Below are 26,265 nucleotides of genomic sequence, written 5' to 3'. Positions count from 1 at the left end.
GGTACTGAAACCCGATCGCCGGACAGGCCCGCGCTCTGCTTGGCTCGCCCCATGAGCGACCTTCACATCCGCTGCGCGACCCTCTCGGACATCGACACCGTGCTGCGGTTCTGGCGCGAAGCCGCGGAAGGCACCAGCATCAGCGACGACCACGACGGAGTGGCCCGCCTCATCACACGAGACCCCGAGGCCCTGCTCCTCGCCGAGCGCGACGGTCTCCTCACGGGCACCGTCATAGCCGGCTTCGACGGATGGCGCTGCTCCGTCTACCGGCTCGCCGTACACCCCGATCACCGCCGGCAAGGCATCGCCACCGCCCTGCTCGAAGCCGCCGAACAGCGCTTCGCGGCCCTGGGCGGGCGACGCGTCGACGCCATGGTCCTGGAGGCCAACGAACAGGCCCACCACACCTGGGCCGCGGCCGGCTACCACCGCGAGGACCACTGGCGGCGCTGGGTCAAGCCCCTCATCGGCTAGGGCAGGCCCCTCATCGGCCAGGGAGTGTCTCCCCGGCCGGGGCGAGGACCCCGGCCACGAGCCGCTGGGCGTAGGCGGCGTCGAGGCCGTCCGGGCGGAAGAGGATGCGGTACATGACGGGCGCGACGACCTGGTCGATCACGGTCTCGACGTCGGGTGTCCGCTCCCCGCGTCCGGCCGCCCGGGCGAGGACGAGGCCGATCTGCTCGGCGGCGTAGGCCGAGCACCGGCCGGCGTTGCCGCCGTCGGGGTCGCCGAGCAGGGCGTCGCGGATGTAGGCGCGGCCGGCGGGCGAGGCCATCTCGTCGAGGAACTGCTCGGCCCAGGCCGTCAGGTCGGCGGGCAGGGTGCCGTGGTCGCCGGGCGTGGTGTCGGGCCGCAGGCGCTCGACCGCCACGTCCGACAGCAGTTCCTGCAGGTCGCCCCAGCGGCGGTAGATCGTCGACGGTGTCACGCCCGCGCGCTGGGCGACCAGCGGCACCGTCAGGGCGTCCCGGCCCAGCTCCGAGGCGAGTTCGCGCACGGCGGCGTGCACCGACGCCTGGACCCGGGCGCTGCGGCCGCCGGGGCGCACCATCTGTCTGCTCACGGCACCCACCTTAAAGCGAACCCTTTGCGTCTGGGACGGTTCTCGGTTCAGGCCGCGGGCGCGAGCTCGCGGGCGGGCCGGGTCTGTTCGTAGGCGTGGCCGACCCGCAGGAGCAGCCTCTCCCCGAGGGGCCGGCCGAGGAGCTGCATGCCGATCGGCAGGCCCTCGGAGTCATGGCCGACGGGTACGGACAGGGACGGCACGCCGGTGATGTTGGCGGGGGCGGAGAGCCGCACATAGGCCTCCGAGACGCCCTCGACGGTGCCGTCGGACCAGGTGATCGTCTCCTGGCCGGCCGGGACCGCGGTCGCGGGGAGGGTGGGGGCGGCGATCAGGTCGACGTCGCGCAGCATGTCCGCCCACTCCTGCCGCATGAGGGTGCGGGAGCGCTGGGCCCGCAAGTAGTCGCCGGCGGGCATCAGTTCGCCGGCCTCCAGGAGGATGCGGACGTCGGCCTGGTAGAGCTCGGGGACCGTGCGCAGGGTGCTCTCGTGGTAGGCGGTGGCCTCGGGGACCATCAGGCCCCACTGGGTGGCCTTGATGTAGCGGGTCATGGGGATCTCGACGTCGACGAGCCGGGCACCGAGATCCCGGAGCCGGTCGATCGCGTTCCGGACGGCGGCCTCCACCTCGGCGTCGACGTGGTCGAAATACCAGGTGCGCGGCACGCCGATGCGCAGTCCGGTCAGGTCGGTGCCCCCGGTCGGGCGGTGGTCCGCCGTGGGTGTGGCCAGGGAGGCGGGGTCGCGGGGGTCGTGGCCGGCCAGGGCGTCGAGGACCAGGCCCGCGTCCTCGACGGTGCGGGTGATCGGGCCGACGTGGTCCAGGGACCAGGACAGCGAGGTGACGCCGTGGCGCGGGACGAGGCCGTAGGTCGGCTTGAGGCCCACGACCCCGTTGAGCGCGGCGGGCACCCGGATGGATCCGCCGGTGTCGGTGCCCAGGGCGAAGGTGGCGGTGCCCGCGGCGACGGCGACCGCCGATCCGCCGCTGGAGCCGCCGGCGACCCGGTCGCGGTCCCAGGCGTTGCCGGTCTGCGGGGTGGTCAGCCCGTAGGCGAACTCGTGGGTGTGGGTCTTGCCGACCAGGACGGCACCGGCCGCCTTCAGACGTGCGGCGACGGTGCTGTCGGTGTGCGCGCGGTGGCCGGCCCTGACCCGGGAGCCGGCCGAGGTCGCCAGTCCGGCGGCGTCGATCAGGTCCTTCAGCCCCATCGGGATGCCGTGCAGCGGACCGCGGTGCCGGCCGGCCGCGATGTCCTGCTCGGCTTCGCGCGCGGCCCGGCGGGTGTGCTCGGCGGTGACGGTGACATAGGCCCCGAGCCGCGGCTCGACCTGTTCGACGCGCTCCAGCACGGAGTCCGCCAGCTCGACGGGAGACAGCTGCCGCGCCCGGATCAGCTCGGCCGCGGCGCCGAGGGTCAGTTCATACGGCCGCATCGTGGGCCTCCTGTGCCGCGCGGTAGGCGGGGGCGGGCGGGGTGTCGCCGAAGTCGAGCTCGCGCAGGACGGCGACCACGGAGTGGATGTGGTCGGCGGTGGCCGCGACCGCGGCGTGGCGGTCGGCCGGCAGGACGAGCCCGGCGCGGTGGGCCCAGCGGGCCGCTTCCGGGGGTGTGAGTTCGGCGCGGGACATGGACTCCCCTGTGACGACAAAAGCTAACTGTTTGCGTTAGTGGACTGTAGGACTTACGGTCGACTTAACGCAAACTGATTGCTTTAGTCGATTGCTCCCAGGCTCGAGGAGAGACCGATGACCACATGGACCGTGGGCGACCTCACCGTCCACCGCGTCGACGAGGTCCCACTGCCGCCCGCCACCGGACCGTGGCTGCTGCCCGACGCCACACCGGACCTCGTGGCGGGACAGGACTGGCTGCGCCCCCACTTCGCGGACGGCGACGGCGTCCTGTGCCTGGACAGCCACAGCTTCGCGTTCACCGCCGGCGGGCTGCGCGTCCTGGTGGACACGGGCATCGGCAACGGCAAGCAGCGGGCCAATCCCGCCTGGCACGACCTCGACACCGACTACCTGCGGCGCCTCACCGCCGCCGGATTCCCCCCGGACTCGGTGGACTTGGTGATCCTCACCCATCTGCACGCCGACCACGTCGGCTGGAACACCCGGGAGGTGAACGGCGCATGGGTGCCCACGTTCCCGCACGCCCGCTACCTGACCTCCCGCGTCGAGCGGGAGTTCTGGGCCGGGTACGCCATGGACGAGGCACGCGCGCAGATGTTCCGCGACTCCGTGATCCCGGTGCAGGAGGCCGGGCTGCTCGACCTCGTCGATGTCCCCGCCGAGGGTGTCGAAGTCGCCCCGGACCTGCGCCTGGTCCCGACCCCGGGACACACCCCCGGCCACCTCGCCGTCGAACTGACGAGCCGCGGACGGACGGCACTGATCACCGGCGACTGCGTCCACCACCCCGTCCAGCTCGCCCACCCCGGCATCGGCGCGTGCGTCGACATCGATCCCGTACGGTCCGAGGCCTCGCGCCGGGGGCTGCTCGACGCCCTGGCCGGTACGGACACCCTCCTCCTGGGCACCCACTTCGCACCGCCCACCGCGGGTCGGGTCATCGCCCACGAGGGCGCCTACCGGCTCGCGCCCACCCCCGCCGACTCGCCCTGAGCACCCCCTCGGAAGGACTTTGCCCATCCTTTAACCTTGGATGGCCACTCGGTTCTGCATGAAAGGTTGTGAGCGTCCGCCCATGGGCGTGCCTCCCAGTGCGCGACACCGCGCGTTCCGCCCCGTCCTGGAGAACCATGGAACGGGGGTGAACCGATGACCGAAGTGCTCCTCCTTCTGGCGGCGATCCTGCTCTCGCTCGCCTGTGGCGCCTTCGTGGCCGCCGAGTTCTCCCTCACCACGGTCGAGCGCTCCGAGCTGGAGCGGGCGGTGGAGCGCGGCGAGCGGGGTGCGCAGGGCGCAATGAAGGCCGTACGGAGCCTGACGTTCCAGCTCTCCGGGGCGCAGCTCGGCATCACCGTCACGAACCTGGTCGTCGGCATGCTCGCCGAGCCGTCGATCGCGGCGCTGATCGCCGGGCCGCTGGAGGACGCCGGTGTCTCGCGGTCGGCGTCGCACACCCTGGCGCTGGTGCTCGGCACAGCCGCGTCGACGGTGTTCCTCATGGTGGTCGGCGAGCTGGTTCCGAAGAACTGGGCGATCTCCTCCCCGCTGACCGTCGCCAAGACCGTGGGCAATGCCCAGCGCTGGTTCAGCGCCGCGTTCCGGCCCTTCATCACCCACCTCAACAACACGGCGAACCGGGTGGTGCGCCGGATCGGTGTGGAGCCCGCCGAGGAGCTGGCCTCGGCGCGCGGTCCGCAGGAGCTGGCGGCGCTGGCCCGTCACTCGGCCAAGGAAGGCGCCCTGGAGGCCGACACCGCAGAGCTGTTCGTGCGGACGCTGAACCTCGCCGACCTGACCGCCGAGAACGTGATGACGCCCCGGGTGCAGGTGGTCGCCCTGGAGGTGCAGGCGACCCTGGAGGACGTGGCGAACGCGACCCGGGCGACCGGGCTGTCACGGTTCCCCGTCTACAGCGGGACCCTCGACTCGGTCGTCGGGACCGCGCACGTCAAGGACGTACTGGCGGTACCGGCCGAGCGCCGGACCCGGATCTTCGTCTCCGAGCTGATGCGCGAACCGCTGCTGGTGCCGGAGACGCTCACCGTCGACCGGCTCCTGGACCGGCTCTCCGGCAAGCGCACGATGGCCGTCGTGATCGACGAGTACGGCGGCACGGCGGGCGTGGCCACCCTGGAGGACATCGTCGAGGAGGTCGTCGGCGAGGTGCGCGACGAGCACGACCCGCACGAGCTGCCCGACCTCGCCCCGGCCGGCACGGACGAGGCCGGCCATGCCCTGTACTCGGCCGACGGCTCCGCGCGCGTGGACCATCTGGAGCGGGTCGGGCTGCGCGCGCCGGAGGGGCCGTACGAGACGCTCGCGGGGCTGGTGGCGACGGTGCTGGGCCGGATACCGGACGTCGGTGACACCCTCGAGGTCGCCGGCTGGCGGATGGAGGTCCTGGACGCGGCGGGCCGCCGGGCGGCGCGCGTCCGGCTGCGGGCGCCGCTCGACGACGAGAAGCCCGACGAGAAGGGAGCGGAGCTGTGACCGCCGTACAGCTGCTGATCGGTCTGGCGACGCTCGTCGTCAACGCCTTCTTCGTCGGCGCCGAGTTCGCGCTGATCTCGGTGCGCCGCAGCCAGATCGAGCCCTACGCCGACCGGGGCGACCGGCGCGCCAAGAGCGTGCTGTGGGGCCTGGAGCACGTGTCGGCGCTGATGGCGGCCGCGCAGCTCGGCATCACGCTGTGCACGCTGGTGCTGGGTGTGGTGGCCGAGCCGGCGATCGCGCATCTGCTGGAGCCGGTGTTCCACGCGGTGGGCGTGCCCGAGGGCGCGGGGCACGCGGTGTCCTTCGTGATCGCGCTGGCCCTGGCCACGTATCTGCACATGCTGCTCGGCGAGATGGTGCCGAAGAACATCGCGCTCGCCGAGCCGGTGCGCAGCGCGCTGGCCCTCGGCCCGCCCCTGGTGGCGCTGTCCCGGGCGCTGCGCCCGGTGATCTTCACGATCAACGCCTTCGCCAACGCACTGCTGAAGCTGCTGCGCGTGGAGGCCCGGGAGGAGGTCGCCGCCTCCTACTCGGACGCGGAGATAGCGCAGATCGTGAAGGACTCCAGCGAGGCCGGCCTGATCGACGACCGCGCCCAGGAGCGGCTGCACGACGCGCTGGAGCTGGGCCGCCGCCCGGTGCGCGACGTGGTGCTGCCGCTGGAGAGGGTGGTGTACGCGAGCGTGGGCGTCACCCCGGACGAGCTGGAGCAGCTCACGGCGGACTCCGGGTTCTCCCGCTTCCCGGTGGTGGACGAGGGGCGGCGGATCGTCGGCTATCTGCATGTGAAGGACGCCCTGGACGCCCTCGGACGCGACGTGCCGTTCCGGCTGCGGGACATGCGGCCCATCGCGCGCGTGCGGGAGCACACACCGCTGGACGACGTCCTCACCGCGATGCGCGGCAGCCGTACGCATCTCGCGGCGGTACTGGGCGAGGACGGGCGGCTGGCCGGGCTCGTGACCATGGAGGACGTACTGCGGGAGCTGTTCGGCCAGCGGACGTGAGGGGGCTCTCGCCGACCGACCGACTGCTGGGTATGTGCACGGGATATTATTTCCGTCGCCATGCACACGAACCCCACCCACAGCAGCCTCGTCGCGGTCGGCGACTCCTTCACCGAGGGCATGTCGGACCTGTTGCCCGACGGCACCTACCGCGGCTGGGCCGACCTGCTCGCCGCCCGGATGGCGGCCGGCACACCCGGCTTCCGCTACGCCAATCTCGCGGTGCGCGGCAAGCTGATCCAGCAGATCGTCGACGAGCAGGTGGACGTGGCGGCGGCCATGAAGCCCGATGTGATCACCCTGGTCGGCGGGCTCAACGACACGCTGCGGCCCAAGTGCGACATGGTCCGGGTGCGCGCCCTCCTGGAGGAGGCCGTGGAGCGGCTGGCCCCGTCGTGCAAGCAGCTGGTGCTGATGCGCAGCCCGGGCCGGCGGGGCCCTGTCCTGGAGCGGTTCCGGCCGCGTATGGAGGAGCTGTTCGCCTGCGTCGACGAGCTCGCCGCCCGGCACGGCGCGATCGTCGTCGACCTCTACGGCGCCCCCTCGCTCGGCGACCCCCGGCTGTGGGACGTGGACCGGCTGCATCTGACGGCCGAGGGCCACCGCCGGGTCGCCGAGGCCGTGTGGCAGACGCTCGGCTACGAGCCCGAGGACACCGAGTGGCGCACGCCGATGCCGACGACGCTGCCGCCGGGCTGGGTCATGCGCCGCGCTGCGGACGTCCGTTTCGCCCGGCAGTACCTGCTGCCCTGGATAGGCCGCCGTCTGACGGGCCGCTCCTCGGGCGACGGCCTGCCGCCGAAGCGCCCCGAGCTGCTGCCGTACGAGCTGTAGGTCCTCGTGAACACCCGCGTGATCAACGTCAGGGGCCGGCCGCACGACTTCATCCCCCCGGTTCTCGTAGGTTCCGACGAAAGGGCCGGTGCGCTGGCCTGCACGAATCGCCAGTAGAATCCGTCCACGTGACTTCCGCTCCCGCCAAGCCCCGCATCCCGAACGTCCTCGCCGGACGGTACGCCTCCGCCGAGCTCGCCACGCTCTGGTCCCCCGAGCAGAAGGTGAAGCTGGAGCGGCAGCTCTGGCTCGCCGTGCTGCGCGCCCAGAAGGACCTCGGGATCGAGGTGCCGGACGCGGCGCTCGCCGACTACGAGCGTGTTCTCGACACCGTCGACCTGGCCTCCATCGCCGAGCGCGAGAAGGTCACACGGCACGACGTGAAGGCGCGGATCGAGGAGTTCAACGACCTCGCCGGGCACGAGCACGTGCACAAGGGCATGACCTCCCGCGACCTCACCGAGAACGTCGAGCAGCTGCAGGTCCGGCTCTCGCTGGAGCTGATGCGCGACCGCGCGGTCGCCGTCCTGGCGCGGCTGGGCAAGCTGGCCGGCGAGTACGGCGAGCTGGTCATGGCCGGCCGCTCGCACAACGTCGCCGCGCAGGCCACCACCCTCGGCAAGCGCTTCGCGACCGCCACCGACGAACTGCTCGTGGCCTACGGCCGCGTCGAGGAGCTGCTGGGCCGCTACCCGCTGCGCGGCATCAAGGGCCCGGTCGGCACCGCGCAGGACATGCTGGACCTGCTGGGCGGGGACGCCGCGAAGCTCGCCGAGCTGGAGCAGCGGATCGCCACGCACCTGGGCTTCTCACAGGCGTTCACGTCGGTCGGCCAGGTCTACCCGCGCTCCCTGGACTACGAGGTCGTGACGGCGCTGGTGCAGCTGGCGGCGGCACCGTCGTCGCTGGCGAAGACGGTCCGGCTGATGGCCGGGCACGAGCTGGTCACCGAGGGCTTCAAGCCGGGCCAGGTCGGCTCCTCGGCGATGCCGCACAAGATGAACACCCGCTCCTGCGAGCGTGTCAACGGCCTGATGGTGATCCTGCGCGGCTACGCCTCGATGACGGGCGAGCTGGCGGGCGACCAGTGGAACGAGGGCGACGTGTCCTGCTCGGTGGTGCGCCGGGTCGCGCTGCCGGACGCGTTCTTCGCGCTGGACGGGCTGCTGGAGACGTTCCTGACGGTGCTCGACGAGTTCGGCGCGTTCCCTGCGGTCGTGGCCCGGGAGCTGGACCGGTACCTGCCGTTCCTCGCCACCACCAAGGTGCTGATGGGTGCCGTGCGCGCGGGCGTGGGCCGGGAGCTCGCGCACGAGGCGATCAAGGAGAACGCCGTCGCCTCCGCGCTGGCGATGCGCGAGCAGGGCGCCGAGCGCAACGAGCTGCTCGACAAGCTGGCCGCCGACGCGCGCATTCCGCTCGACCGCGCCCAGCTGGACGCGCTGATGGCCGACAAGCTGTCCTTCACGGGTGCCGCGGGCGACCAGGTCGCCACCGTGGTCGCCCGGGTCGAGGAGATCGTGAAGCAGCACCCCCAGGCCGCGGGCTACACGCCCGGCGCGATTCTCTGACGCGCCGCATGGCGCGCTTCACGCCCGAGGAGTTGGAGGCCGCCCGCGACCGTGTCGTGCCCGACGTGGTCGCGGACGGTCTGCGGGTGCTGTTCTGCGGGATCAACCCCGGGCTGATGACGGCCGCGACGGGCCATCACTTCGCCCGCCCCGGCAACCGCTTCTGGCCGGTACTGCACCGGTCCGGCTTCACGCCGCGGCTGCTGAAGCCGTCCGAGCAGCGGGAGTTGCTGTCGTACGGGCTCGGCATCACCAACGTCGTGGAGCGGGCGACCGCTCGGGCCGACGAGCTGAGCGCCGAGGAGTACCGGGAGGGCGGGCGGCTGCTCGCGCTGAAGGCGGAGCGGCTGCGGCCGGGCTGGCTGGCGGTGGTGGGTGTGACCGCGTACCGCGCCGCGTTCGACGACCGGAAGGCTCAGGTCGGGCCGCAGTCACGGACGTTCGGGGACACGCGCGTGTGGGTGCTGCCCAACCCGAGCGGGCTGAACGCGCACTGGACGGCCGAGACCATGGCGGAGGAGTTCGGACGGCTGCGGGAAGCCGCCGGGAGCTGATCCCTCGCGTAGCTGATCCTTTACGGCGGGTCCGTCTCCGTGACCAGGGCCAGCAGGTGAACCGCGTCCGACTCGTCCCGGTCCGCGACCGCCACGGCGACCCAGCGGCCGGAGCCTTCCATCTCCCAGAGGTATGCCACACCGGCGCGTGCGCTGAGGTCGGCCCACGGCCGGGGTATCTCCTCGTGCTCGGTGCGCAGCAGGACCGTCCGCAGGTTGTAGGGGCCGGTGTCGCCCCAGCGCGAGGCGAGAAGCTCGTAGACGGCGTCCCGGTCCTTCTCGAACTGGTCGATCGTCACGGCCCGGGTCGCGGGGTCGCCGCAGGGCCCGCTCTCTAACACCGCCACGTGGTAGCCGGGTCCTGACATGCCGACGTCCGACGGGCCGTGCTCCGCCGGAAAGGGGCGGTAGCACAGCTCGTCGACGAGGGCGATGTGCCGTGCGATGCTCATGGGTCCAGTAAACCCGCCCCCACTGACACTTGGCGGCGGTCAGGCGTCCCGGCGGCGCAAGCTCCACGCTCCCGCGAGCAGCGCGGCGGCCGTCCAGAGCGCGGTCACCGCGAGCCCCGACCACGGCCCGAGGGAGGATCCCTCGTGCGTCCCGTGGATGACCAACTGCCCCGCCTTGTCCGGCAGGAAGTCGGCCACGGTGCCCGTGGCGTCGCCGATCACGAACCCCACGACGAGGATGAACGGGATCAACACCGACAGCGTGGCCACGCCGCTGCGCAGCAGGGCGGCCAGCCCGGCCGCGAACAGGGCCATGAGCATGAGGTAGACCCCGCAGCCCACGACAGCGCGCACCTGCTCACCGGTGCCGAGCCCGTCGGCTGCCGGTCCGAGACCCGCCCGTGCCACGAGGAGAGCGGCGAGAGCCGTCACCAGCCCCACCAGGAGGGCCGGTACGGCGATGACGGCCGCCTTGGCCGCGAACCACCGGCCGCGCTGGGGAACCGCGGCCAGCGAGAGCCGCAGCGCCCCCGGGTGGAACTCCGCCGACACGGCCATGGTCCCGAAGGCGATGGCCGCGATCTGGCCCGGTATGACACCCGAGAGGGACGTGAACAGCGCGTCGAATCCCGGGTCCGAGGTCTCGGAGACACCGGCGATCGCGGAGAACGCCGTGGTCGCTGCGAACAAGGCCAGGAGAGCTCCCGGCAGCGAGCGGAGCGTACGGATCTTCAGCCACTCGGAGCGGAGTACGGGCGTGAGTCGCATGGTTCAGGCCTCCTGCGGTTGTGCGGTGAACTCGGTCTCGGCGGCGGTCAGGTCGAAGTAGGCCTGCTCCAAGGTGCCCTCCTCGGCCGCGAGTTCCAGGACCGGTACACCCGCGGCGGAGGCGATGCGGCCGATGTCGTCCACGCGTGCGTGGTGCACGGTCCAGTGGCCGTCCGGGTGCTCCTCGGCCTCGTGGCCGTGCCGGGCAAGGGCGCTCTTGAGCACGGCGGGGTCGCTCGTACGGATCCGTACGAGCGGCCGCACGCGTGCGTGGATGAAGTCCCGCATCGGGGTGTCGGCCAGCAGCCGGCCCCGGCCGAGGACGACGAGGTGATCCGCGAAGGACGCGGTCTCGTTCATCAGATGGCTGGAGACCAGGACCGTCCGCCCCTCCCCCGCGAGCCGTCGCAGCAACTGCCGGATCCACACGATGCCTTCGGGATCGAGACCGTTGGACGGCTCGTCCAGCATGACCACCTCGGGGTCGCCCAGCAGGGCGGCGGCGATGCCGAGTCGCTGGCACATGCCCAGGGAGTACGTCCGTACGCGGCGCCGGGCCACCGATGCCAGGCCGGATTCCTCCAGCACCTCGTCGACCCGCCGGTCCGGGATGCGATTGCTCGCGGCCAGGAAACGGAGGTGGTCGCGGGCGGTACGGGAGCCGTGCGCGGCCTGCGCGTCGAGCAGGGCGCCGACGTGGCGCAGGGGTTCGCGCAGCGTCGGGTAGGCGCGTCCGCCGATGGTCGCTGAACCGGCGGTCGGCCGGTCGAGGCCGAGCACCAGCCGCATGGTGGTGGACTTTCCGGCGCCGTTGGGGCCGAGGAACCCGGTGACGCGGCCGGGCAGCACACGGAACGTGAGGTCGTCGACGGCGCGCTTGGTGCCGAACTCCTTGGTGAGGGACTGGACGTCGATGCTGGTCATGGCAGCAGCCTGGCCGGTCGAGCGGGGTACGGGCCTCCCCCGGCCGTGGAGATCGCCTCCCCCGTGCGGGGGAAGTCCGTTGTCAGTGGCGGCTGGCACGATGACGCCATGGTCCGCATACTGCGCCCGTTCGCACGGGCGGTGACGTACACGCGGTGGCTGCACCTGTTGGTGGCCATCGTGTGGTCGTCGCTGTGGCTGTTCATCGAGGAGGCCTTGTGGACCCAGCTCGCAGCGGCCGCGCTGCTCGGACTCGCCGGCCTCGTGCCTGTCACGCGGGTCGTGGAGGGGTTCCAGGCCAGGCTGCTGCTGACCGGTCATCGGCAGGACGGCGGTGACAGCGGCGAGATCGTGACCACGCCGTCGGTCACCTGGGCCGATCGCGGGCGGACGGCGGTGTGGCTGGAGGCGCGGCTGGTCTTCGGCTGGGTCGTGGCCCACCTCTCCGTCCAGTTGCCCCTCCTCGCGATCGACTTGGCGACGACGGCGTTCGGCACCAAGCCCGCCGGCGACGGGTTCGTGCCCGTCGAGGGACCGCACTGGTGGCACGCCCTGCTCGCCCCCCTGCCGCTGCTGCTGCTCGCCGTGGTCGTGGTGGGGGCGGGCCGACTCATCACCGCGCTGGCCAAGCGGCTCCTCGGACCGTCACACTCCGAGCGGATGGAGGCGCTGGAGATACGCACCGAGCAGCTCCTGGAACGCACGCGTATCGCACGCGAGTTGCACGACTCCATCGGACACGCGCTCACGGTCGCCGTCGTACAGGCGGGAGCCGCGCGGGCCGCCGGTGACGCGGAGTTCACCGACCGTGCCCTGGTCGCCATCGAGGAGACCGGCCGGGCCGCCCTGGAGGATCTGGAGCGGGTGCTCGGCATCCTGCGCGAGTCGGAGAAGCCGGTGAGCAGCAGGCCGACCCTCGTAAACGCCGACCGTCTGCTGGAGTCCGCGCGTGCCTCCGGAGCGAAGGTCGACGCCGAGGTGACCGGCCCCGTGGACACCGTGCCGGGGCCGGTGTCGCGGGAGGGCTACCGGATCCTCCAGGAGGCGCTGACCAATGTGCTGCGGCACGCGGACGCGGCCCCGGCACACATACGCGTCCAGGTCACCGGCGACACCCTCGTCCTGGCGATACGCAATCCGCTGCCCGAGCCGATACCCGGACCCGGCCCTGGCTCCGGACGCGGCAGCGGTCTGCGCGGCATACGCGAGCGCGCCGCCCTGCTCGGCGGACGGGCCAGGACCGGCCCCGACGAAGGTGACTGGCAGGTTCATGTCGAACTACCGCTGAGTTGATCTACGCTGTCCGGATGCCGGTCACCGTTCTCCTCGTAGACGACGAACCCCTCGTACGCGCGGGTCTGCGGGCCGTGTTGGAGGCACAGCCCGACATCGAGGTCGTCGGGGAGGCCGCCGACGGGGCGGCGGTGATCCCGCTCGTTCGGCGGCTGCGGCCCGACGTGGTCGCCATGGACGTACGGATGCCGCTGCTGGACGGCATCGAGGCCACCCGGGCGCTGCTGCGAACGGTCGACGAGCCGCCGCGGATCCTGGTGGTGACGACCTTCGAGAACGACGAGTACGTGTACGAGGCGCTGCGGGCCGGGGCCGACGGGTTTCTGCTCAAGCGGGCCCGGCCGGCCGAGATCGTGCACGCGGTGCGGCTGATCGCCGAGGGCGAGTCGCTGCTGTTCCCGGCCTCGGTGCGGCAGCTCGCCGCCGAGTACGGCGACGACGGCGGGAACCGCGCGGCGCGGGCCGTGATGGAGCGGGCCCAGCTGACCGAGCGCGAGGCCGAGGTGCTGCGGCTGATGGCGCGGGGGCTGTCGAACGCGGAGATCGCCGCCCGGCTGGTCGTCGGGACGGAGACCGTGAAGTCGCATGTGAGCGCGGTGCTGGCGAAGTTGGGGGCGCGGGACCGGACCCAGGCGGTGATCGCCGCATACGAGTCGGGCTTCGTGGCACCGGGCTGATCAGCGGAGGCCGGTGCCGGACCCTCGCCGGGGCGCGCCGCGCCGAGTACGATCCGGCCAACACGCGCGCGACCTGGGAGGACGGACGGTGGGGCGGCTGACCGGCGGGGATCCCTCGCTGCTGCGAAGGATCAATTCCGCGGTGGTGCTGCACGCGCTGCGTGCCACGGACTGCGCGACGCTGACCGAGATCACCCGGGTGACGGGACTGTCCCGGCCGACCGTCGAGGGCGTCGTCGAAGGGCTCATCGAGGCCGGGCTCGTGGTCGAGAAGGCGGCCGAGGAGGGTGCCGCGCGGCGGCAGGGGCGCCCGGCGCGGCGGTTCCGGTTCCGGGCGGAGGCCGGGCATCTGCTGGGGCTGGAGATCGGGGCGCACCGGGTGGCGGCCATGCTGGCCGACCTGGACGGCCGGGTGATCGGCGCCCAGGCCAAGGACGTGTCCGAGACGGCGGGGGCCGACGAGCGGCTGGAGCGGCTGCGCGGGGCGGTCGCCGAGCTGCTGCGGCGGGCCGGTGTCGCACGCGGCTCGCTGCGGGCCGTGGGCGTGGCGACGCCCGGGATCGTCGAGGCGGACGGCACGGTACGGCTGGGCACCGCGCTGCCGGGGTGGACGGGGCTGCGGCTGGGCGAGCGGCTGAGCCGGTCCTTCAAGTGCCCGGTCCTGGTCGAGAACGACGCCAACGCGGCTGCCGTCGCCGAGCACTGGAAGGGCGCGGCCACCGAGTCGGACGACGTGGTGTTCGTGCTGGCGGGGCTCAGCCCGGGCGCCGGTGCGCTGATCGGGGGGCGGCTGCACCGGGGCTACGGCGGGGCGGCCGGCGAGATCGGCGCGCTGCATCTGCTGGGCCGGGAGGTCACCCCGGAGACCCTGCTCTCCACCACCGACGAACCCCTGCACCCGCTCGACGAGCAGGCGGTCGCCGAGGTGTTCGCACAGGCCCGCGAGGGCGACCAGCGGGCCCGCGCTGCCGTCGACCGCTTCCTCCAGCGCCTGGTCCACGACGTGGCGGCCCTCGTCCTCGCCCTGGACCCGGAACTGGTCGTCATCGGCGGCTGGGCAGCGGGCCTGGACGGCGTCCTGGACCCCCTCCGCCAAGAACTCTCCCGCTACTGCCTGCGCCCCCCACAGGTCACCCTCTCCCGCCTCGGAGACGCGGCAGTGGCGACCGGCGCCCTACGCCTGGCCCTGGACCACGTGGAGGAACAACTCTTCGCGGTGGAGCAACGCCCTCTCCTTTAGGGGCGCGGGGAACTGCGCGAGCAACCACAACGAACCCGCAGCCCCCGATTCACCACACCCCCACGGCGCAAAGGTTCAGGACGCCCGCTGCTCAGGCCCGTCATGAATCTCGACCCCACCCGAATCACCGAAGGTCAACCGGCACGTGTCAGCGCGATACGTAGCAACCGACAGCGCAGCCGTACGCCCCCCGACAACAAACCGCGTCGTCACCACCAGAACAGGAGCCCCCGGCAGCCGATCCAACTCCTTCGCATCATCGGCGCCGGCAGAGCCGAGCTCCACCGCGTTCTCCTGCCGCCCCAGCTCCAGCCGCTGCAACTCACGCAGCACCGCACGCGCACGTGCCGCTCCCGACGGCGCGTCTATGCCGGAGAGCTCGGGCACCGAGGACTCGGGGATGTACAGCAGTTCCGCGGCCACCGGCCGGCCGTTCGACACACGGGAGCGGCGCACGACATGGACGACCTCGTCACGGCCGGTCGCCAGCGCCTCGGCGACAGCCGCCGACGGCACCGCCGCCACGCAGTCGACGGGCTGCCAGGCGTCCTCGGAGCCGCCGGGCCAGGTGTGCGGGCCGGTACCGAGGGAGACGCCCATGCGCGGCGGGGCGACGGTCGTGCCGACACCGCGGCGGCGCTGCAGCCTGCCTTCCAGTTCGAGCTGCTCCAGGGCCTGGCGGAGCGTGGCGCGGGCGACGCCGAACCGGGCCGCGAGGTCGCGCTCGTTGGGCAGGATCTCCCCCACCGAGAACTCCGAGTCGAGCGCTTCACTGAGCACGGTCTTGAGATGCCAGTACTTCGGTTCCGGCACCGATTCCAGCTGCGTGGTCCCCACCCTGTCCTCCGCAATCGCCGTGGTCGGCGGCGTTTTAGCGCCCTTGTTTTTTAAAGGTTGTTTCACTTCTCTGCGACCATAGGGCGGCCCTGATCCTTGGTCAAGACCAATGGCCGGGAACGTTCACGGGGCGTTCATGCGAGGTCCCCGGGGCTCGTGGGGGCACCGGCTACTCGACGACCAGCGACCGGAGCTTGTCGGGGTTGCGGACGATGTAGACCGCTTGGACCTGCCCGTCGGCGACGTCGAGCTGGAAGACGGAGTCGGGCTTGTCGCCCGACAGGACCAGCATGGCCGGGCCGCCGTTGAGCTCCAGGAAACGCACGGAGAAGTCCGGGACGTCGCCCTTGCGCGCGGCACCGACGAGGAAGCGGCCCACGTTGTCCGCCGTCCGGAGGACCCGCAGCGGCGCCCGCGCCTTGCCACCGCTGTCACCGACGAGACGGACGTCCGGGGCGAGCAGCGCCATCAGCCCTTCGAGGTCGCCGTCGGCCGCCGCGGCGAGGAACCGTTCGGTGAGGTCACGGCGCTGGGCGGGATCGACCTCGTAGCGGGGCCGGCGCTCCTCGACGTGCTTGCGGGCCCGTCCGGCCAGCTGGCGCACCGCCGCCTCGCCGCGGTCGAGCATGGCGGCGATGTCGGCGTACGGGAAGCCGAAGGCCTCGCGCAGCACGAACACGGCCCGCTCCAGCGGTGACAGCGACTCCAGTACGACGAGGACGGCGAGGGAGACGGAGTCGGCGAGCACGGCCCGCTCGGCGGTGTCCGGCACGGTGTCGCCGAAGTCGGTGACGTACGGCTCGGGCAGCCACGGACCGACGTACGTCTCCCCGCGGGACTTGATCTGGCGCAGCCGGTCGATGGCGAGGCGGGTCGTGATCCGTACGAGGTAGCCGCGCGGTTCGCGCACGTCGCCGCGATCGCTGCCCGACCACCGCAGCCAGGCCTCCTGGACCACGTCCTCCGCGTCGGCCACGCGGCCCAGCATGCGGTAGGCGACGCCCAGCAGGACGGGGCGGTGCGCTTCGAAGAGGTCGGTCGCGGTCTCGGTGGTCACGGCTCCATCCCAGCCCACCGGTGCGGCCCTGTCCAGGCGGAATCATCCCTTCCCGGACAGAATGGGCGACAGGACGCCGGTGATCGCCGGCAGGGTTCCCGGAGGTGGCGATGCGGTACGCGGTTCTGGGCACGGGCGACGTCGGGCGCACCCTCGGCGGCCGGCTGGTGGAGCTGGGGCACGAGGTGCGGCTCGGCTCGCGCACGAGGGACAACCCGGCGGCTCTGGAGTGGGCCGCCGCCGCGGGTGCCGGAGCGGACGCGGGGACGTTCGCGGAGGCGGCGGCATTCGGTGAGGTCGTGGTGAACGCGGTGGGCGGGCGGGTGGCCCTCGCCGCGCTGGAGGCGGCGGGGACGGAGAACCTCGATGGGAAGGTCATCGTGGACGTCTCCAACCCGCTGGCGTTCGAGGAGGGCGAGCTGCGGCTGTCCCCCGTCGAGTCGGACAGCGTGGGCGAGCAGCTCCAGCGGGCCTTTCCGCACGCGCGCGTGGTGAAGGCGCTCAACACCGTCAACTGCCGGGTGATGGTGGAACCGGGGCTGGTACCGGGCGAACACAACGTCTTCGTCTGCGGGGACGACGCGAGCGCCAGGGAGCAGGTGACGGCCCTGCTCGGGGAGTTCGGCTGGCCGCGTGAGCGGGTGCTCGACCTCGGTGGCATCCGGGCGGCGCGCGCCGTGGAGATGTGGCTGCCGCTGTGGGTCGGCCTGATGCAGAAGTTCGGGCACGCGGACTTCAACCTGGAGCTGCGCCGGGCCCGTTGAGCGGGCCGTGGCCGTGAAGGTGGCGACGACTCGGGGCTACCCGCCGGTAGTAATTGCTGACAAGCTGTCTACAGCGTCCGTCAGCGAGTACAGCCGAGGAGCACCCCATGTCCGCCACCGTCTCCTTCAAAGTCGCCTCCGCGCACGGCGAGCAGAACGTCACCCTGTCCTACACGCGCCGGGGCAGCGGCGACCCGTTGCTCCTGCTGCACGGCATCGGCCACCACCGGCAGGTGTGGGACCCGGTGATCCCGGCGCTGGCGGCCGAGCGCGATGTGATCGCCGTGGACCTGCCCGGGTGCGGCGAGTCGCCGGCGCTGCCGGACGGCATGGCGCACGACCTGCCGACGATGAACACCGTCCTCGTGGCCCTGTGCGAGGCGCTGGAGATCGAACGGCCGCATGTGGCGGGCAACTCGCTGGGCGGTCTGCTGGCCCTGGACCTGGCCCGGGCGCGGCTCGTCCGGTCTGTCACCGCGCTGTCCCCCGCCGGGTTCTGGAACGAGGCCGAGCGCCGCTACGCCTTCGGCGTGCTGATGACGATGCGGCAGATCGCCCGGCGGCTGCCCCTGCCCGTCGTCGAACGGCTGGCCCGTCCCGCGATCGGCCGGACGCTGCTGACGAGCACCATCTACGCCCGCCCGGGCCGTCGTTCGCCCGAGGCCGTGGTCGCCGAGACGCTGGCGCTGGCCGGGGCGCAGGGCTTCTCCGAGACGCTCCGCTCCGGCAGGACCGTGCGGTTCAGCGACGACATCGTGGGCACCCCGGTCACCGTGGCCTGGGGCAGCCGGGACCGGCTCCTCATCCCCCGCCAGGGCGTGCGGGCCAAGGGCGTCATCCCCGGGGCCCGGCTGGTACGGCTGCCGGGCTGCGGCCACGTCCCGATGAACGACGACCCGGCACTGGTCGCCAGGGTCGTCCTCGACGGCAGCCGCTGACCCGTACCGGGGCTCGCGCGGAGCGAGGAGCCTCTAGGGTCTCCCTTCATGAAGCCACCGCAGAGCGCTCCGGGCGGAGGTGCCGCGTCCGCCGCCTGGGAGCTGCTGCTCCCCGCCGCCGCGGCACCGGCACGCACGCGGGGCCGGTCCCTCCAGGCGGCGCTGCGCGAGGCGGTCCGCTCGGGCCGGCTCGCGCCGGGCACCCGGTTGCCGTCCAGCCGGGATCTCGCGGCGGACCTCGGGGTGTCGCGGGGGCTGATCACGGAGGCGTACGAGCAGCTGACGGCCGAGGGGTATCTGCGCAGCGGCCGGGGCGCCGGGACCTGGGTCGGAGCGGCCGCGCGGGCCGCCCGGCCGCGGGCGCGCGACCTCGCACCGCGCTCCCCCGGTGCCCGCGCGGACTTCGTGCCCGGCACACCGGACCTGTCGCTGTTCCCGCGCTCGGCGTGGGCCGCCGCGCAGCGCGATGTGCTGGCGGAACTGCCGCACCAGGACCTGGGGTACCCCGATCCGCGCGGGCTGCCCCGGCTGCGTACCGCGCTGGCCGGACTGCTCGCCCGGCGGCGGGGCGTGGTGGCCGACCCGGAGCGGATCGTGGTGGTCTCCGGGGTCGCCCAGGCGACGACCCTGCTCGGCTTCGCACTGCACGCGCGCGGGGTGCGCACCGTCGGCGTGGAGGACCCCGGCAGTCCCCAGCACGACGCGCTGTACGCCTCGGCCGGGGTCACGGTCGTGCCGGTGCCCGTGGACGGCGAGGGGATCGCCCTGGAGCCGCTGCGGGCGTCGGGCGTACGGGCCGTGGTGACGACTCCGGCCCATCAGTTCCCCACCGGCATCGCCTACTCGGCCGATCGCCGCGCCGGACTGCTGGACTGGGCACGCGAGGTGGACGGCATCGTCCTGGAGGACGACTACGACGGCGACTTCCGCTACGACCGCGCCCCCGTCGGAGCGCTCCAGGGCCTCGGCCCGGACCATGTCGCCTACACGGGCTCCGTCAGCAAGTCCCTCGCCCCCGGGCTGCGGCTGGGCTGGCTGCTGGTGCCCGAGTCCTGGGCGGAGGAGATCGTCGAACGCAAGCGCACCATGGACCTCGGCCACCCGGCCCTCGACCAGGCCCTGTTCGCCCGGTTCCTGGAACGCGGCGACTACGACCGCCAGCTGCGCCGCTGCCAGCGCGCCTACCGCGAGCGGCGTGACGCGCTGGTCGCCGCCCTGGACGAGCACTTCCCCGGCTCGGAGGTGTCCGGGATCGCGGCGGGCCTGCATGTGATCGCCACGCTGCCGGAGCGGTACGGCCCCGAGGAGCGGTTCCTCGCGCGCGTCGCGGACGCCGGGGTGGCGGTACGCCCGCTGTCGTCCTGCACCCACCCCCGGACCGAGAGCGCCGAGACGAAGAAGGTGCGGCTAGTCCTGGGCTACGCCCATGTGCCGCCCGCCCGGATCGCCGAGGGTGTACGTCTGATGGCGCGGGCGGCCACCGGGTGACTCCGCCGGGCTCGCCCCTGCGTGCCGGTTCCCCCGCCCCTGCGGTCAGTTGTTCACTTGGGGTTCGTGTGTGCGCTGCGGCGTGCCAGTAGTTGTGGCTCTGCACACTGGCCGGATCCCGTCCCTGGAGGCGTATCCATGTCACACCGTCCGTTCCCCGGGCGCCGTAGCGTCCTGCGGGGCTCCCTCGCCGCGTCGGCGGCCCTGTCCCTGCCCACCGCCCTCGGCGCAGCGCCGGCCTTCGCCCGGTCCGGGCGCCCGAAGGCGGGGTGGGGTGTGCAGGCGGGAGACGTGACCTGCGACTCCGGGCTGGTGTGGGTGCGGTCCGACCGGCCCGCCCGGATGATCGTCGAGACATCGGCGACCGAGTCGTTCCGTAATTCGCGCAGATGGCACGGCCCGCTGCTGGGCCCGGGCACGGACTTCACCGGCACCACCCCGCTGCGCGGACTGCCGTCCGGCGAGCAGATCCACTACCGGGTGCTGCTCGCCGACCCGGACGACCCGCGCCGCACCGGCGAGCCCGTCACCGGCAGCTTCCGCACCGCGTCCGCCAAGCGCCGCGACGGGGTGCGGTTCGTCTGGTCCGGTGACCTGGCCGGGCAGGGCTGGGGCATCAACCCGGAGCTCGGCGGCTACCGGATCTACGAGGCGATGGGCGCCCTGGACCCGGACTTCTTCCTCTGCAGCGGCGACAACATCTACGCCGACGGCCCGCTCACCGAGACCGTGGCCCTGCCCGACGGACGGACCTGGCGCAACATCACCACCGAGGAGAAGGCGAAGGTCGCCGAGACCCTGGCGGAGTTCCGCGGCAACTTCCGCTACAACCTCCTGGACGAGAACCTGCGCGCCTTCAACGCCCGCGTCCCGTCCATCATCCAGTGGGACGACCACGAGGTCACCAACAACTGGTACCCGGGCGAGATCCTCGGCGACACCCGGTACACCGAGAAGAACGTGGACGTGCTTGCCTCCCGTGCCCGCCAGGCGTTCTCGGAGTACTTCCCCATCTCGACGCTGCGCCGCCCGAGCGGCCGGGTCCACCGCGTGCAGCACCACGGCCCGCTGCTGGACGTCTTCGTCCTGGACATGCGCACCTACCGCAACGCCAACTCGACGGACGACCAGCCCACCGACGCGCAGGGCATCCTCGGCCGCGAGCAGTTGGAGTGGCTGAAGCGCGAGCTGTCCCGCTCCCGTGCGGTGTGGAAGGTGATCGCCTCGGACATGCCGATCGGCCTGGTCGTCCCGGACACCGGTGACGGCAAGCCGAACATCGAGGCGGTCGCGCAGGGCGACCCCGGCAAGCCGCTCGGCCGCGAACTGCAGATCGCCGAGCTGCTGCGGTTCATCAAGCACCGGCGGATCACGGGCACGGTGTGGCTGACGGCCGATGTGCACTACACCTCGGCGCAGCACTATCTGCCGTCGAAGGCCGCCTTCACCGACTTCGAGCCCTTCTGGGAGTTCGTGTCGGGCCCGCTCAACGCCGGTGCCTTCCCGGCGAACACGCTCGACGGCACCTTCGGTCCGGACCGCGTGTTCATCAAGGCGCCGACGACGGCCAACGTCTCGCCCGCCGGCGGCTACCAGTTTTTCGGCGAGGTCGACATCGACGGCGGCAGCGGCGAGCTGACGGTCCGTCTGCGCGAGCAGGACGGCACCGTGCTGTTCACACAGGTGCTCCAGCCGGGCCGGGTCGGCCAGTAGGTTCCAGTGAGTCCGGCAAGTACGGAGCGCAACGTTTGAAGCGTCGATAAAGGGGGCAGACTGTCCCCTTTACCCGCCAGACACAAAGAGTTCGCGATCACGCAACACCGTTCCGTCACAGTGGGTGCATGACGCGAAAAGTGACTGAAGCGACGCACTCGAACAACAACTGCCGCCCCGCCACCACGATGCGGCGGTTCACCACGGCGCTCCGGGCCTGGCGGACACGACGCCACGAGAACGCGCCGCCGCCGGACCATACCGAGTCCCCGGCACCGGAGCCGGTGCCGGGGGCGAGCACGCTGTGGCGGATGCGGACCACGGTGCGGGACGAGCCGGGGTCACTGGCGGCGCTGTGCACGGCCCTCGCCGGGCAGCGCGTCGACATCCTGAGCCTGCAGGCCCATCCGCTGGCCGACGGCACGGTGGACGAGTTCCTGCTGCGGGCCCCTGGCGAGCTGCCGGGGTCCGGGATCACCACGGCCGTCCGGACCGCCGGCGGCACCGACACCTGGATCGAGCGTGCCGACGCCCACGACCTGGTGGACGCGCCGACCCGGGTCCTGGGGCTCGCCGCCCGCACCGCCCTGGACGCCGCGGAACTGCCGCTGGCCCTGCGCCAGTTGCTGGGTCGCTGCACGATCCGCTCCCAGCCGGCGCCCGTCGGCGGCGACCGGGCGCCCGGCGGCGTACCGGTGGAGGGGGCCCTCGACGACACCGTGCTGCGCCTGCGCGCCCCGGAAGGCGGAGTGATCACCGTGGAGCGGCCGTACCTGCCGTTCACCCCGACCGAGTTCGCCCGGGCCAGGGCTCTGGTGGAGCTGGACGCCCGGCTCGGCCCGCGCGTCCCGCACGGCCGGGACACCCTCACCCTCGCCGAGGGCGCCGACATCACCGTGCGCCGGGCCGACACCCGTGATCTGGAGCCGGCCCGGGCGATGCACGAGCGGTGCTCGGACCGCACGCTGAGGCTTCGCTACCACGGTCCGGTCGGCGATGCCGACCGGTATCTGAACCACCTGCTCAGCCCCCGCTTCGGCCGTACGCTCGCCGTGCAGACCGCGTCGGGGCGCGTCGTCGGGCTCGGGCATCTGCTGTGGGACGGGGACGAGACGGAGGTCGCGCTGATCGTCGAGGATGCCTGGCAGCGGCGGGGTGTGGGGGCCGAGTTGCTGCGCAGGCTGGTGGCCATGGCTGTCGATGCCGGGTGCGGGAGTGTGTATGCCGTGACGCAGGCGTCCAACACGGGGATGGTCGCGGCGATGCGGGGGCTGGGGCTTCCGCTCGACTATCAGGTCGAGGAGGGGACGCTGGTGATCACGGCGCGGCTGGGTGAGCGGGTTGCGTCGGCTGCGGGTGAGCTGGGGAGTGCCTCGGCGCCGTAGCGGGATTCGTCAGTCGGCGGGTGCGGGTGCGCTGTGGCTGGTCGCGCAGTTCCCCGCGCCCCTGAACGCGTAAGCGCACTGTCCAGATCCATCCACAGGTCCTCTACGTCCTCCAAACCCACCGACATCCTCAACAGCCGGTCGCTCACCCCGGCGCCGCGTCGGTCGTCCGCGTCCACGATGCGGTGGCTGATGGACGCCGGGTGCTGGATGAGGGTGTCGACGCTGCCGAGGCTGACGGCGGGGGTGATCAGGCGGACGCCTGCGATGACCTCGTGCGGGTCGCCGTGCACCTCGAAGGAGACCATCGCGCCGCCGATGCGCGGATAGTGCACTCGGGCCACCCGCGGGTCGGCGGCGAGGCGGCGGGCGAGTTCGGCGGCGTTGGCGGAGGCGGCCCGGACCCGCACGGGGAGGGTGGACAGTCCGCGCAGCAGCAGATAGCCGGCCAGCGGGTGCAGCACACCGCCCGTGGCGAACCGCACCTGGCGCAGCCTGCCCGCGAACTCCTCGTCGCAGGCGATCACACCCGCCAGCACGTCCCCGTGTCCGCCGAGGTACTTGGTGGCGCTGTGCAGCACCAGCCGCGCGCCCTGCTCGGCGGGGCGCTGGAGGACCGGTGTGGCGAAGGTGTTGTCCACGAGCAGCGGCACCGAACCGCAGGCGTGGGCGACGGCCCGCAGGTCGACCTCGGCGAGCGTGGGGTTGGCCGGGGACTCCACCAGGACGAGCCCGGTGTCCGGGCGCAGCGCGTCGGCGATTCCGGCCGGGTCGGTCCAGGTCACCTCCGAGCCCAGCAGCCCGGCGGTCAGCAGATGGTCGCTGCAGCCGTAGAGGGGACGTACGGCCACCACGTGCCGCAGCCCCATCGAGGCGCGGACGAGCAGGGCGGCGCTCAGCGCGGCCATGCCGCTGGCGAACGCGACGGCCGCCTCGGTGCCCTCCAGGCGGGCCAGCGCGGTCTCGAAGCGGGCGACGGTCGGATTGCCCAGCCGTCCGTAGACGGGCGGGCCGTCCGGCTCCGAGCCCGTGGCGGCGAACGCGTCGATCCGGGCCGCCTCGCCGCGGCTGTCGTACGACGGGTAGGTGGTGGACAGGTCGATCGGCGGGGCGTGCAGCCCCTGCCGGGCGAGGTCGTCGCGCCCGGCGTGCACGGCCTCGGTGGCGAGAGCTCTCGGCGCGGTACCCGTGTTCATGTCCATGCCCATGTCCATGAGGGGAGAGTGAACACTGACCGGTTCTGTGCGGGAGAATGCCGTGTTACGTTCGGCCGATGGCCGAATCTGTCGTACTGGACCCGGTGGATCTCCTCCTTCTGCGGCTGTTGCAGAACGACGCCCGGGCGACGTACCGGGATCTCGCCACGCAGGTCGGGGTGGCGCCGTCGACGTGTCTGGACCGGGTGACCCGGCTGCGCCGCTCGGGCGTGATCCTCGGGCACCGGCTGGAGCTCGATCCGGCCAAGCTGGGGCGAGGCCTGGAGGCCCTGCTGTCGGTGCAGGTCAGGCCGCACCGGCGGGAACTGGTGGGGCCGTTCGTGGAGCGGATCAGGGCACTGCCGGAGTCACGGACCGTCTTCCACCTGACCGGACCGGACGACTATCTCGTCCATGTCGCGGTCGCCGATATGACCGACCTCCAGCGGCTCGTGCTGGACGAGTTCACCTCGCGGCGGGAGGTGGCGCGTGTGGAGACCCGGCTGATCTTCCAGCAGTGGGAGTGCGGGCCGCTGCTGCCGCCTTCGCCCTCGGCTCAATCCGGATGACGTGCGCTTGTCGTCGTACGAGGATGGCCGCATGTCTGAGATCAAGAGCCCGCTGCCCCGTGAGGTCGCCGACGCCTACGTCGACGAGCTCGTCGCCCTCGACCCGATCACCGGCACGTTCCTCGGCGTGAAGGAGAGTTCGAGCAGGCTGCCCGACACCTCGCCCGCGGGCCAGGAGGCGTCCGCGGAGCTGGCGCGCCGGACACTGGCCCGGCTGGACGAGGCCGAGCGGCTGCCCGGCGCGGACAGTGAGATCGAACGCCGCTGCGGACGGCTGCTGCGCGAGCGGCTCAACGCCGAACTCGCCGTGCACGACGCCGAGGAGAGCCTGCGTTCCGTCAGCAACCTGAGTTCTGTCGCCCATGCGGTGCGGCAGGTGTTCACCGTGACGCCGGCGCAGACGGAGGAGGACTGGACGGCGATCGCGGAGCGGCTGCGCGCGGTCCCGGCCGCGCTGGAGGGGTACCGGGAGTCCCTGGCACTCGGCCTGGAGCGGAAGCTGCACGGCGGGCCCCGCGCCACGGCCACGTTCGTGGAGCAGCTCGGCGAGTGGGCCGACGCGGACGGCGAGGGACAGGGCTGGTTCGAGCAGTTCGCGGCCGCGGGCCCCGAGTCGCTGCGGTCCGAGCTGGACACCGCCGCCCGCTCGGCCACCGAGGCCGTCCTGCGGCTGCGCGACTGGATGCGGGACGTGTACGCACCGGCGATCGAGGGCGCGCCGGACGTCGTGGGCCGGGAGCGGTACGCGCGCTGGGTGCGCTACTTCAACGGCACGGACCTCGACCTGGACGAGGCGTACGCGTACGGCTGGTCCGAGTACCACCGCCTCCTCGGCGAGATGAGGACCGAGGCCGAGAAGATCCTGCCGGGCGCGGCCACGCCGTGGGTGGCGCTGGCGCACCTGGACGAGCACGGCACGCACATCGAGGGCGTCGACGAGGTGCGGCAGTGGCTCCAGTCCCTGATGGACGAGGCGATCGACTCACTCGACGGCACCCACTTCGACCTGGCCGAGCGGGTGCGCCGGGTGGAGTCGCGCATCGCCCCTCCGGGCAGCGCCGCGGCCCCGTACTACACCGAGCCGTCGGACGACTTCTCGCGACCGGGCTGCACCTGGCTGCCGACCATGGGCAAGACGCGTTTCCCGGTCTACGACCTGGTGTCGACCTGGTACCACGAGGGGGTGCCCGGCCACCACCTCCAGCTGGCCCAGTGGAAGCACGTGGCGCAGGACCTCTCCCGCTACCAGGCCGGTGTCGGCATGGTGAGCGCCAACGCCGAGGGCTGGGCGCTGTACGCGGAGCGGCTGATGGACGAGCTGGGCTTCCTGACGGACGCGGAGCGCCGGCTGGGCTATCTGGACGCGCAGATGATGCGGGCCGTGCGCGTCATCATCGACATCGGCATGCACCTGGAGCTGACCATCCCGGACGCCTCCCCCTTCCACCCCGGGGAGCGCTGGACGCCCGAGCTGGCGCAGGAGTTCTTCGGCTCGCACAGCAGCCGCCCCGCGGACTTCGTGGAGAGCGAGCTGACCCGTTATCTGTCCATGCCGGGCCAGGCCATCGGCTACAAGCTCGGCGAGCGGGCCTGGCTGCTGGGCCGCGAGAACGCCCGCGCCCGGCACGGCGACGCCTTCGACCCGAAGGCGTGGCACATGGCGGCCCTCTCCCAGGGCTCACTGGGCCTGGACGACCTGGTGGACGAGTTGTCCCAGCTGTAGACGCGGCCGGCGCCGAAAGTCCGCCTCATCCATGGCCGGCGCGGATGAGGCGGGCCGGGCCGTACGAACGACGCC

Annotated in this window: 26 protein-coding genes; 17 read left to right on the top strand and 9 right to left on the bottom strand. The window is 72.5% G+C overall.

The window, feature by feature from the left end; all coding sequences use genetic code 11:
• Positions 1 to 51: 51 nt before the first annotated feature.
• A complete protein-coding gene (locus ACFT32_RS08315) occupies positions 52 to 477 on the top strand; it encodes a GNAT family N-acetyltransferase (RefSeq protein ID WP_382487196.1) in 426 nt (141 codons plus the stop codon).
• Between the two features lie 10 nt (positions 478 to 487).
• On the opposite strand, the gene ACFT32_RS08310 is transcribed toward ACFT32_RS08315, so the two are convergent.
• The 3 genes from ACFT32_RS08310 to ACFT32_RS08300 are packed head-to-tail and all read right to left on the bottom strand — an operon-like array spanning position 488 to position 2,701.
• On the bottom strand, positions 488 to 1,054 hold the full coding sequence (locus ACFT32_RS08310) for a TetR/AcrR family transcriptional regulator (RefSeq protein ID WP_382488816.1): 567 nt from the start codon (positions 1,052 to 1,054) through the stop codon (positions 488 to 490).
• 59 nt (positions 1,055 to 1,113) lie between these two features.
• Positions 1,114 to 2,505 carry an amidase gene (locus ACFT32_RS08305; protein WP_382487193.1) on the bottom strand — a complete coding sequence of 464 codons (1,392 nt, stop codon included), beginning with the start codon at positions 2,503 to 2,505 and terminating at the stop codon, positions 1,114 to 1,116.
• Positions 2,492 to 2,701 carry a hypothetical protein gene (locus ACFT32_RS08300; protein WP_382487191.1) on the bottom strand — a complete coding sequence of 70 codons (210 nt, stop codon included), beginning with the start codon at positions 2,699 to 2,701 and terminating at the stop codon, positions 2,492 to 2,494. The genes ACFT32_RS08305 and ACFT32_RS08300 overlap by 14 nt, the downstream gene beginning before the upstream one ends.
• Positions 2,702 to 2,818: 117 nt before the next feature.
• Here ACFT32_RS08300 and ACFT32_RS08295 point away from each other — a divergent pair, with 117 nt between their 5' ends.
• The 6 genes from ACFT32_RS08295 (at position 2,819) to mug (ending at position 9,166) form a co-directional block, all read left to right on the top strand.
• On the top strand, positions 2,819 to 3,700 hold the full coding sequence (locus tag ACFT32_RS08295; protein ID WP_382487189.1) for an MBL fold metallo-hydrolase: 882 nt from the start codon (positions 2,819 to 2,821) through the stop codon (positions 3,698 to 3,700).
• Positions 3,701 to 3,856: 156 nt separating this feature from the next.
• The gene (locus ACFT32_RS08290) at positions 3,857 to 5,197 is read left to right on the top strand and encodes a hemolysin family protein (protein ID WP_382487187.1); all 1,341 of its coding nucleotides are present in this window, start codon (positions 3,857 to 3,859) and stop codon (positions 5,195 to 5,197) included.
• Entirely contained in the window at positions 5,194 to 6,207 is a 1,014-nt protein-coding gene (locus ACFT32_RS08285; RefSeq protein ID WP_382487185.1) for a hemolysin family protein, read from the top strand. The genes ACFT32_RS08290 and ACFT32_RS08285 overlap by 4 nt, the downstream gene beginning before the upstream one ends.
• A 60-nt stretch (positions 6,208 to 6,267) precedes the next feature.
• Positions 6,268 to 7,041 (top strand): SGNH/GDSL hydrolase family protein, encoded by a 774-nt coding sequence (locus tag ACFT32_RS08280; RefSeq protein ID WP_382487183.1) that lies wholly within the window; start codon positions 6,268 to 6,270, stop codon positions 7,039 to 7,041.
• A gap of 128 nt (positions 7,042 to 7,169) precedes the next feature.
• Positions 7,170 to 8,612, top strand: coding sequence for an adenylosuccinate lyase (purB, locus tag ACFT32_RS08275; protein WP_382487180.1), 1,443 nt, complete (start codon positions 7,170 to 7,172; stop codon positions 8,610 to 8,612).
• A gap of 8 nt (positions 8,613 to 8,620) precedes the next feature.
• A complete protein-coding gene (gene mug, locus ACFT32_RS08270; protein WP_382487178.1) occupies positions 8,621 to 9,166 on the top strand; it encodes a G/U mismatch-specific DNA glycosylase in 546 nt (181 codons plus the stop codon).
• A gap of 20 nt (positions 9,167 to 9,186) precedes the next feature.
• Here mug and ACFT32_RS08265 read toward each other — a convergent pair whose 3' ends face one another.
• From ACFT32_RS08265 to ACFT32_RS08255, 3 genes are read right to left on the bottom strand one after another with little or no spacing between them, the layout of a single operon-like run.
• Positions 9,187 to 9,618 (bottom strand): hypothetical protein, encoded by a 432-nt coding sequence (locus ACFT32_RS08265; protein ID WP_382487175.1) that lies wholly within the window; start codon positions 9,616 to 9,618, stop codon positions 9,187 to 9,189.
• A 39-nt stretch (positions 9,619 to 9,657) separates the two neighbouring features.
• Positions 9,658 to 10,386 (bottom strand): ABC transporter permease, encoded by a 729-nt coding sequence (locus tag ACFT32_RS08260; RefSeq protein ID WP_382487173.1) that lies wholly within the window; start codon positions 10,384 to 10,386, stop codon positions 9,658 to 9,660.
• A 3-nt stretch (positions 10,387 to 10,389) separates the two neighbouring features.
• A complete protein-coding gene (locus ACFT32_RS08255) occupies positions 10,390 to 11,310 on the bottom strand; it encodes an ATP-binding cassette domain-containing protein (protein WP_382487171.1) in 921 nt (306 codons plus the stop codon).
• 108 nt (positions 11,311 to 11,418) lie between these two features.
• Here ACFT32_RS08255 and ACFT32_RS08250 point away from each other — a divergent pair, with 108 nt between their 5' ends.
• The 3 genes from ACFT32_RS08250 to ACFT32_RS08240 all read left to right on the top strand — a co-directional run bounded on the left by ACFT32_RS08250 (position 11,419) and on the right by ACFT32_RS08240 (position 14,520).
• Positions 11,419 to 12,603: a sensor histidine kinase gene (locus tag ACFT32_RS08250; RefSeq protein WP_382487170.1), complete on the top strand. Its 1,185-nt coding sequence runs from the start codon at positions 11,419 to 11,421 to the stop codon at positions 12,601 to 12,603.
• Positions 12,604 to 12,617: 14 nt separating this feature from the next.
• Positions 12,618 to 13,280, top strand: a complete 663-nt coding sequence (locus ACFT32_RS08245) for a response regulator transcription factor (protein WP_189724460.1) — start codon at positions 12,618 to 12,620, stop codon at positions 13,278 to 13,280.
• 88 nt (positions 13,281 to 13,368) lie between these two features.
• Positions 13,369 to 14,520 (top strand): ROK family transcriptional regulator, encoded by a 1,152-nt coding sequence (locus ACFT32_RS08240; protein WP_382487168.1) that lies wholly within the window; start codon positions 13,369 to 13,371, stop codon positions 14,518 to 14,520.
• 75 nt (positions 14,521 to 14,595) lie between these two features.
• Here the strand turns inward: ACFT32_RS08240 and ACFT32_RS08235 are convergent, their stop codons facing one another.
• Both ACFT32_RS08235 and sigJ read right to left on the bottom strand, forming a co-directional pair.
• Positions 14,596 to 15,357 carry a GntR family transcriptional regulator gene (locus tag ACFT32_RS08235; RefSeq protein WP_382487166.1) on the bottom strand — a complete coding sequence of 254 codons (762 nt, stop codon included), beginning with the start codon at positions 15,355 to 15,357 and terminating at the stop codon, positions 14,596 to 14,598.
• Between the two features lie 169 nt (positions 15,358 to 15,526).
• On the bottom strand, positions 15,527 to 16,414 hold the full coding sequence (gene sigJ / locus ACFT32_RS08230) for an RNA polymerase sigma factor SigJ (RefSeq protein WP_382487163.1): 888 nt from the start codon (positions 16,412 to 16,414) through the stop codon (positions 15,527 to 15,529).
• Positions 16,415 to 16,524: 110 nt separating this feature from the next.
• Here sigJ and ACFT32_RS08225 point away from each other — a divergent pair, with 110 nt between their 5' ends.
• The 5 genes from ACFT32_RS08225 to ACFT32_RS08205 all read left to right on the top strand — a co-directional run bounded on the left by ACFT32_RS08225 (position 16,525) and on the right by ACFT32_RS08205 (position 22,702).
• Positions 16,525 to 17,178, top strand: a complete 654-nt coding sequence (locus ACFT32_RS08225) for an NADPH-dependent F420 reductase (protein WP_382487161.1) — start codon at positions 16,525 to 16,527, stop codon at positions 17,176 to 17,178.
• A gap of 107 nt (positions 17,179 to 17,285) precedes the next feature.
• Positions 17,286 to 18,116, top strand: coding sequence for an alpha/beta fold hydrolase (locus ACFT32_RS08220; protein ID WP_382487158.1), 831 nt, complete (start codon positions 17,286 to 17,288; stop codon positions 18,114 to 18,116).
• 48 nt (positions 18,117 to 18,164) lie between these two features.
• Entirely contained in the window at positions 18,165 to 19,604 is a 1,440-nt protein-coding gene (locus ACFT32_RS08215; RefSeq protein WP_382487155.1) for a PLP-dependent aminotransferase family protein, read from the top strand.
• Between the two features lie 138 nt (positions 19,605 to 19,742).
• Positions 19,743 to 21,317, top strand: coding sequence for an alkaline phosphatase D family protein (locus ACFT32_RS08210; protein WP_382487153.1), 1,575 nt, complete (start codon positions 19,743 to 19,745; stop codon positions 21,315 to 21,317).
• Positions 21,318 to 21,445: 128 nt separating this feature from the next.
• Positions 21,446 to 22,702, top strand: coding sequence for a GNAT family N-acetyltransferase (locus ACFT32_RS08205; protein WP_382487151.1), 1,257 nt, complete (start codon positions 21,446 to 21,448; stop codon positions 22,700 to 22,702).
• On the opposite strand, the gene ACFT32_RS08200 is transcribed toward ACFT32_RS08205, so the two are convergent.
• The gene (locus ACFT32_RS08200; protein ID WP_382487149.1) at positions 22,609 to 23,916 is read right to left on the bottom strand and encodes a trans-sulfuration enzyme family protein; all 1,308 of its coding nucleotides are present in this window, start codon (positions 23,914 to 23,916) and stop codon (positions 22,609 to 22,611) included. The genes ACFT32_RS08205 and ACFT32_RS08200 overlap by 94 nt on opposite strands.
• A gap of 59 nt (positions 23,917 to 23,975) precedes the next feature.
• Between ACFT32_RS08200 and ACFT32_RS08195 the strand changes: the two genes are divergently transcribed.
• Both ACFT32_RS08195 and ACFT32_RS08190 read left to right on the top strand, forming a co-directional pair.
• Positions 23,976 to 24,467 (top strand): Lrp/AsnC family transcriptional regulator, encoded by a 492-nt coding sequence (locus tag ACFT32_RS08195; RefSeq protein WP_382487147.1) that lies wholly within the window; start codon positions 23,976 to 23,978, stop codon positions 24,465 to 24,467.
• A 31-nt stretch (positions 24,468 to 24,498) separates the two neighbouring features.
• Positions 24,499 to 26,190, top strand: coding sequence for a DUF885 domain-containing protein (locus ACFT32_RS08190; protein WP_382487146.1), 1,692 nt, complete (start codon positions 24,499 to 24,501; stop codon positions 26,188 to 26,190).
• Positions 26,191 to 26,265: the final 75 nt, after the last annotated feature.

This window comes from Streptomyces sp. NPDC057002 (assembly GCF_042673825.1).
Classification (GTDB): Bacteria; Actinomycetota; Actinomycetes; order Streptomycetales; family Streptomycetaceae; genus Streptomyces.
Note: the sequence above shows the minus strand (reverse complement) of the source record. Positions and strands in the feature narration are given on the sequence as shown.

Coding starts and splice junctions, on each gene's coding strand:
- ACFT32_RS08225 (WP_382487161.1), top strand. CDS start 16,525: ATGCGGTACGCGGTTCTGGGCACGGGCGACGTCGGGCGCACCCTCGGC.
- ACFT32_RS08290 (WP_382487187.1), top strand. CDS start 3,857: ATGACCGAAGTGCTCCTCCTTCTGGCGGCGATCCTGCTCTCGCTCGCC.
- ACFT32_RS08265 (WP_382487175.1), bottom strand. CDS start 9,618: ATGAGCATCGCACGGCACATCGCCCTCGTCGACGAGCTGTGCTACCGC.
- ACFT32_RS08215 (WP_382487155.1), top strand. CDS start 18,165: ATGAAGCCACCGCAGAGCGCTCCGGGCGGAGGTGCCGCGTCCGCCGCC.
- ACFT32_RS08190 (WP_382487146.1), top strand. CDS start 24,499: ATGTCTGAGATCAAGAGCCCGCTGCCCCGTGAGGTCGCCGACGCCTAC.
- ACFT32_RS08305 (WP_382487193.1), bottom strand. CDS start 2,505: ATGCGGCCGTATGAACTGACCCTCGGCGCCGCGGCCGAGCTGATCCGG.
- ACFT32_RS08220 (WP_382487158.1), top strand. CDS start 17,286: ATGTCCGCCACCGTCTCCTTCAAAGTCGCCTCCGCGCACGGCGAGCAG.
- ACFT32_RS08205 (WP_382487151.1), top strand. CDS start 21,446: ATGACGCGAAAAGTGACTGAAGCGACGCACTCGAACAACAACTGCCGC.
- ACFT32_RS08280 (WP_382487183.1), top strand. CDS start 6,268: ATGCACACGAACCCCACCCACAGCAGCCTCGTCGCGGTCGGCGACTCC.
- ACFT32_RS08210 (WP_382487153.1), top strand. CDS start 19,743: ATGTCACACCGTCCGTTCCCCGGGCGCCGTAGCGTCCTGCGGGGCTCC.
- ACFT32_RS08300 (WP_382487191.1), bottom strand. CDS start 2,701: ATGTCCCGCGCCGAACTCACACCCCCGGAAGCGGCCCGCTGGGCCCAC.
- ACFT32_RS08245 (WP_189724460.1), top strand. CDS start 12,618: ATGCCGGTCACCGTTCTCCTCGTAGACGACGAACCCCTCGTACGCGCG.
- ACFT32_RS08310 (WP_382488816.1), bottom strand. CDS start 1,054: ATGGTGCGCCCCGGCGGCCGCAGCGCCCGGGTCCAGGCGTCGGTGCAC.
- ACFT32_RS08195 (WP_382487147.1), top strand. CDS start 23,976: ATGGCCGAATCTGTCGTACTGGACCCGGTGGATCTCCTCCTTCTGCGG.
- ACFT32_RS08200 (WP_382487149.1), bottom strand. CDS start 23,916: ATGGACATGGGCATGGACATGAACACGGGTACCGCGCCGAGAGCTCTC.
- ACFT32_RS08315 (WP_382487196.1), top strand. CDS start 52: ATGAGCGACCTTCACATCCGCTGCGCGACCCTCTCGGACATCGACACC.
- mug (WP_382487178.1), top strand. CDS start 8,621: ATGGCGCGCTTCACGCCCGAGGAGTTGGAGGCCGCCCGCGACCGTGTC.
- ACFT32_RS08260 (WP_382487173.1), bottom strand. CDS start 10,386: ATGCGACTCACGCCCGTACTCCGCTCCGAGTGGCTGAAGATCCGTACG.
- ACFT32_RS08255 (WP_382487171.1), bottom strand. CDS start 11,310: ATGACCAGCATCGACGTCCAGTCCCTCACCAAGGAGTTCGGCACCAAG.
- ACFT32_RS08295 (WP_382487189.1), top strand. CDS start 2,819: ATGACCACATGGACCGTGGGCGACCTCACCGTCCACCGCGTCGACGAG.
- ACFT32_RS08250 (WP_382487170.1), top strand. CDS start 11,419: ATGGTCCGCATACTGCGCCCGTTCGCACGGGCGGTGACGTACACGCGG.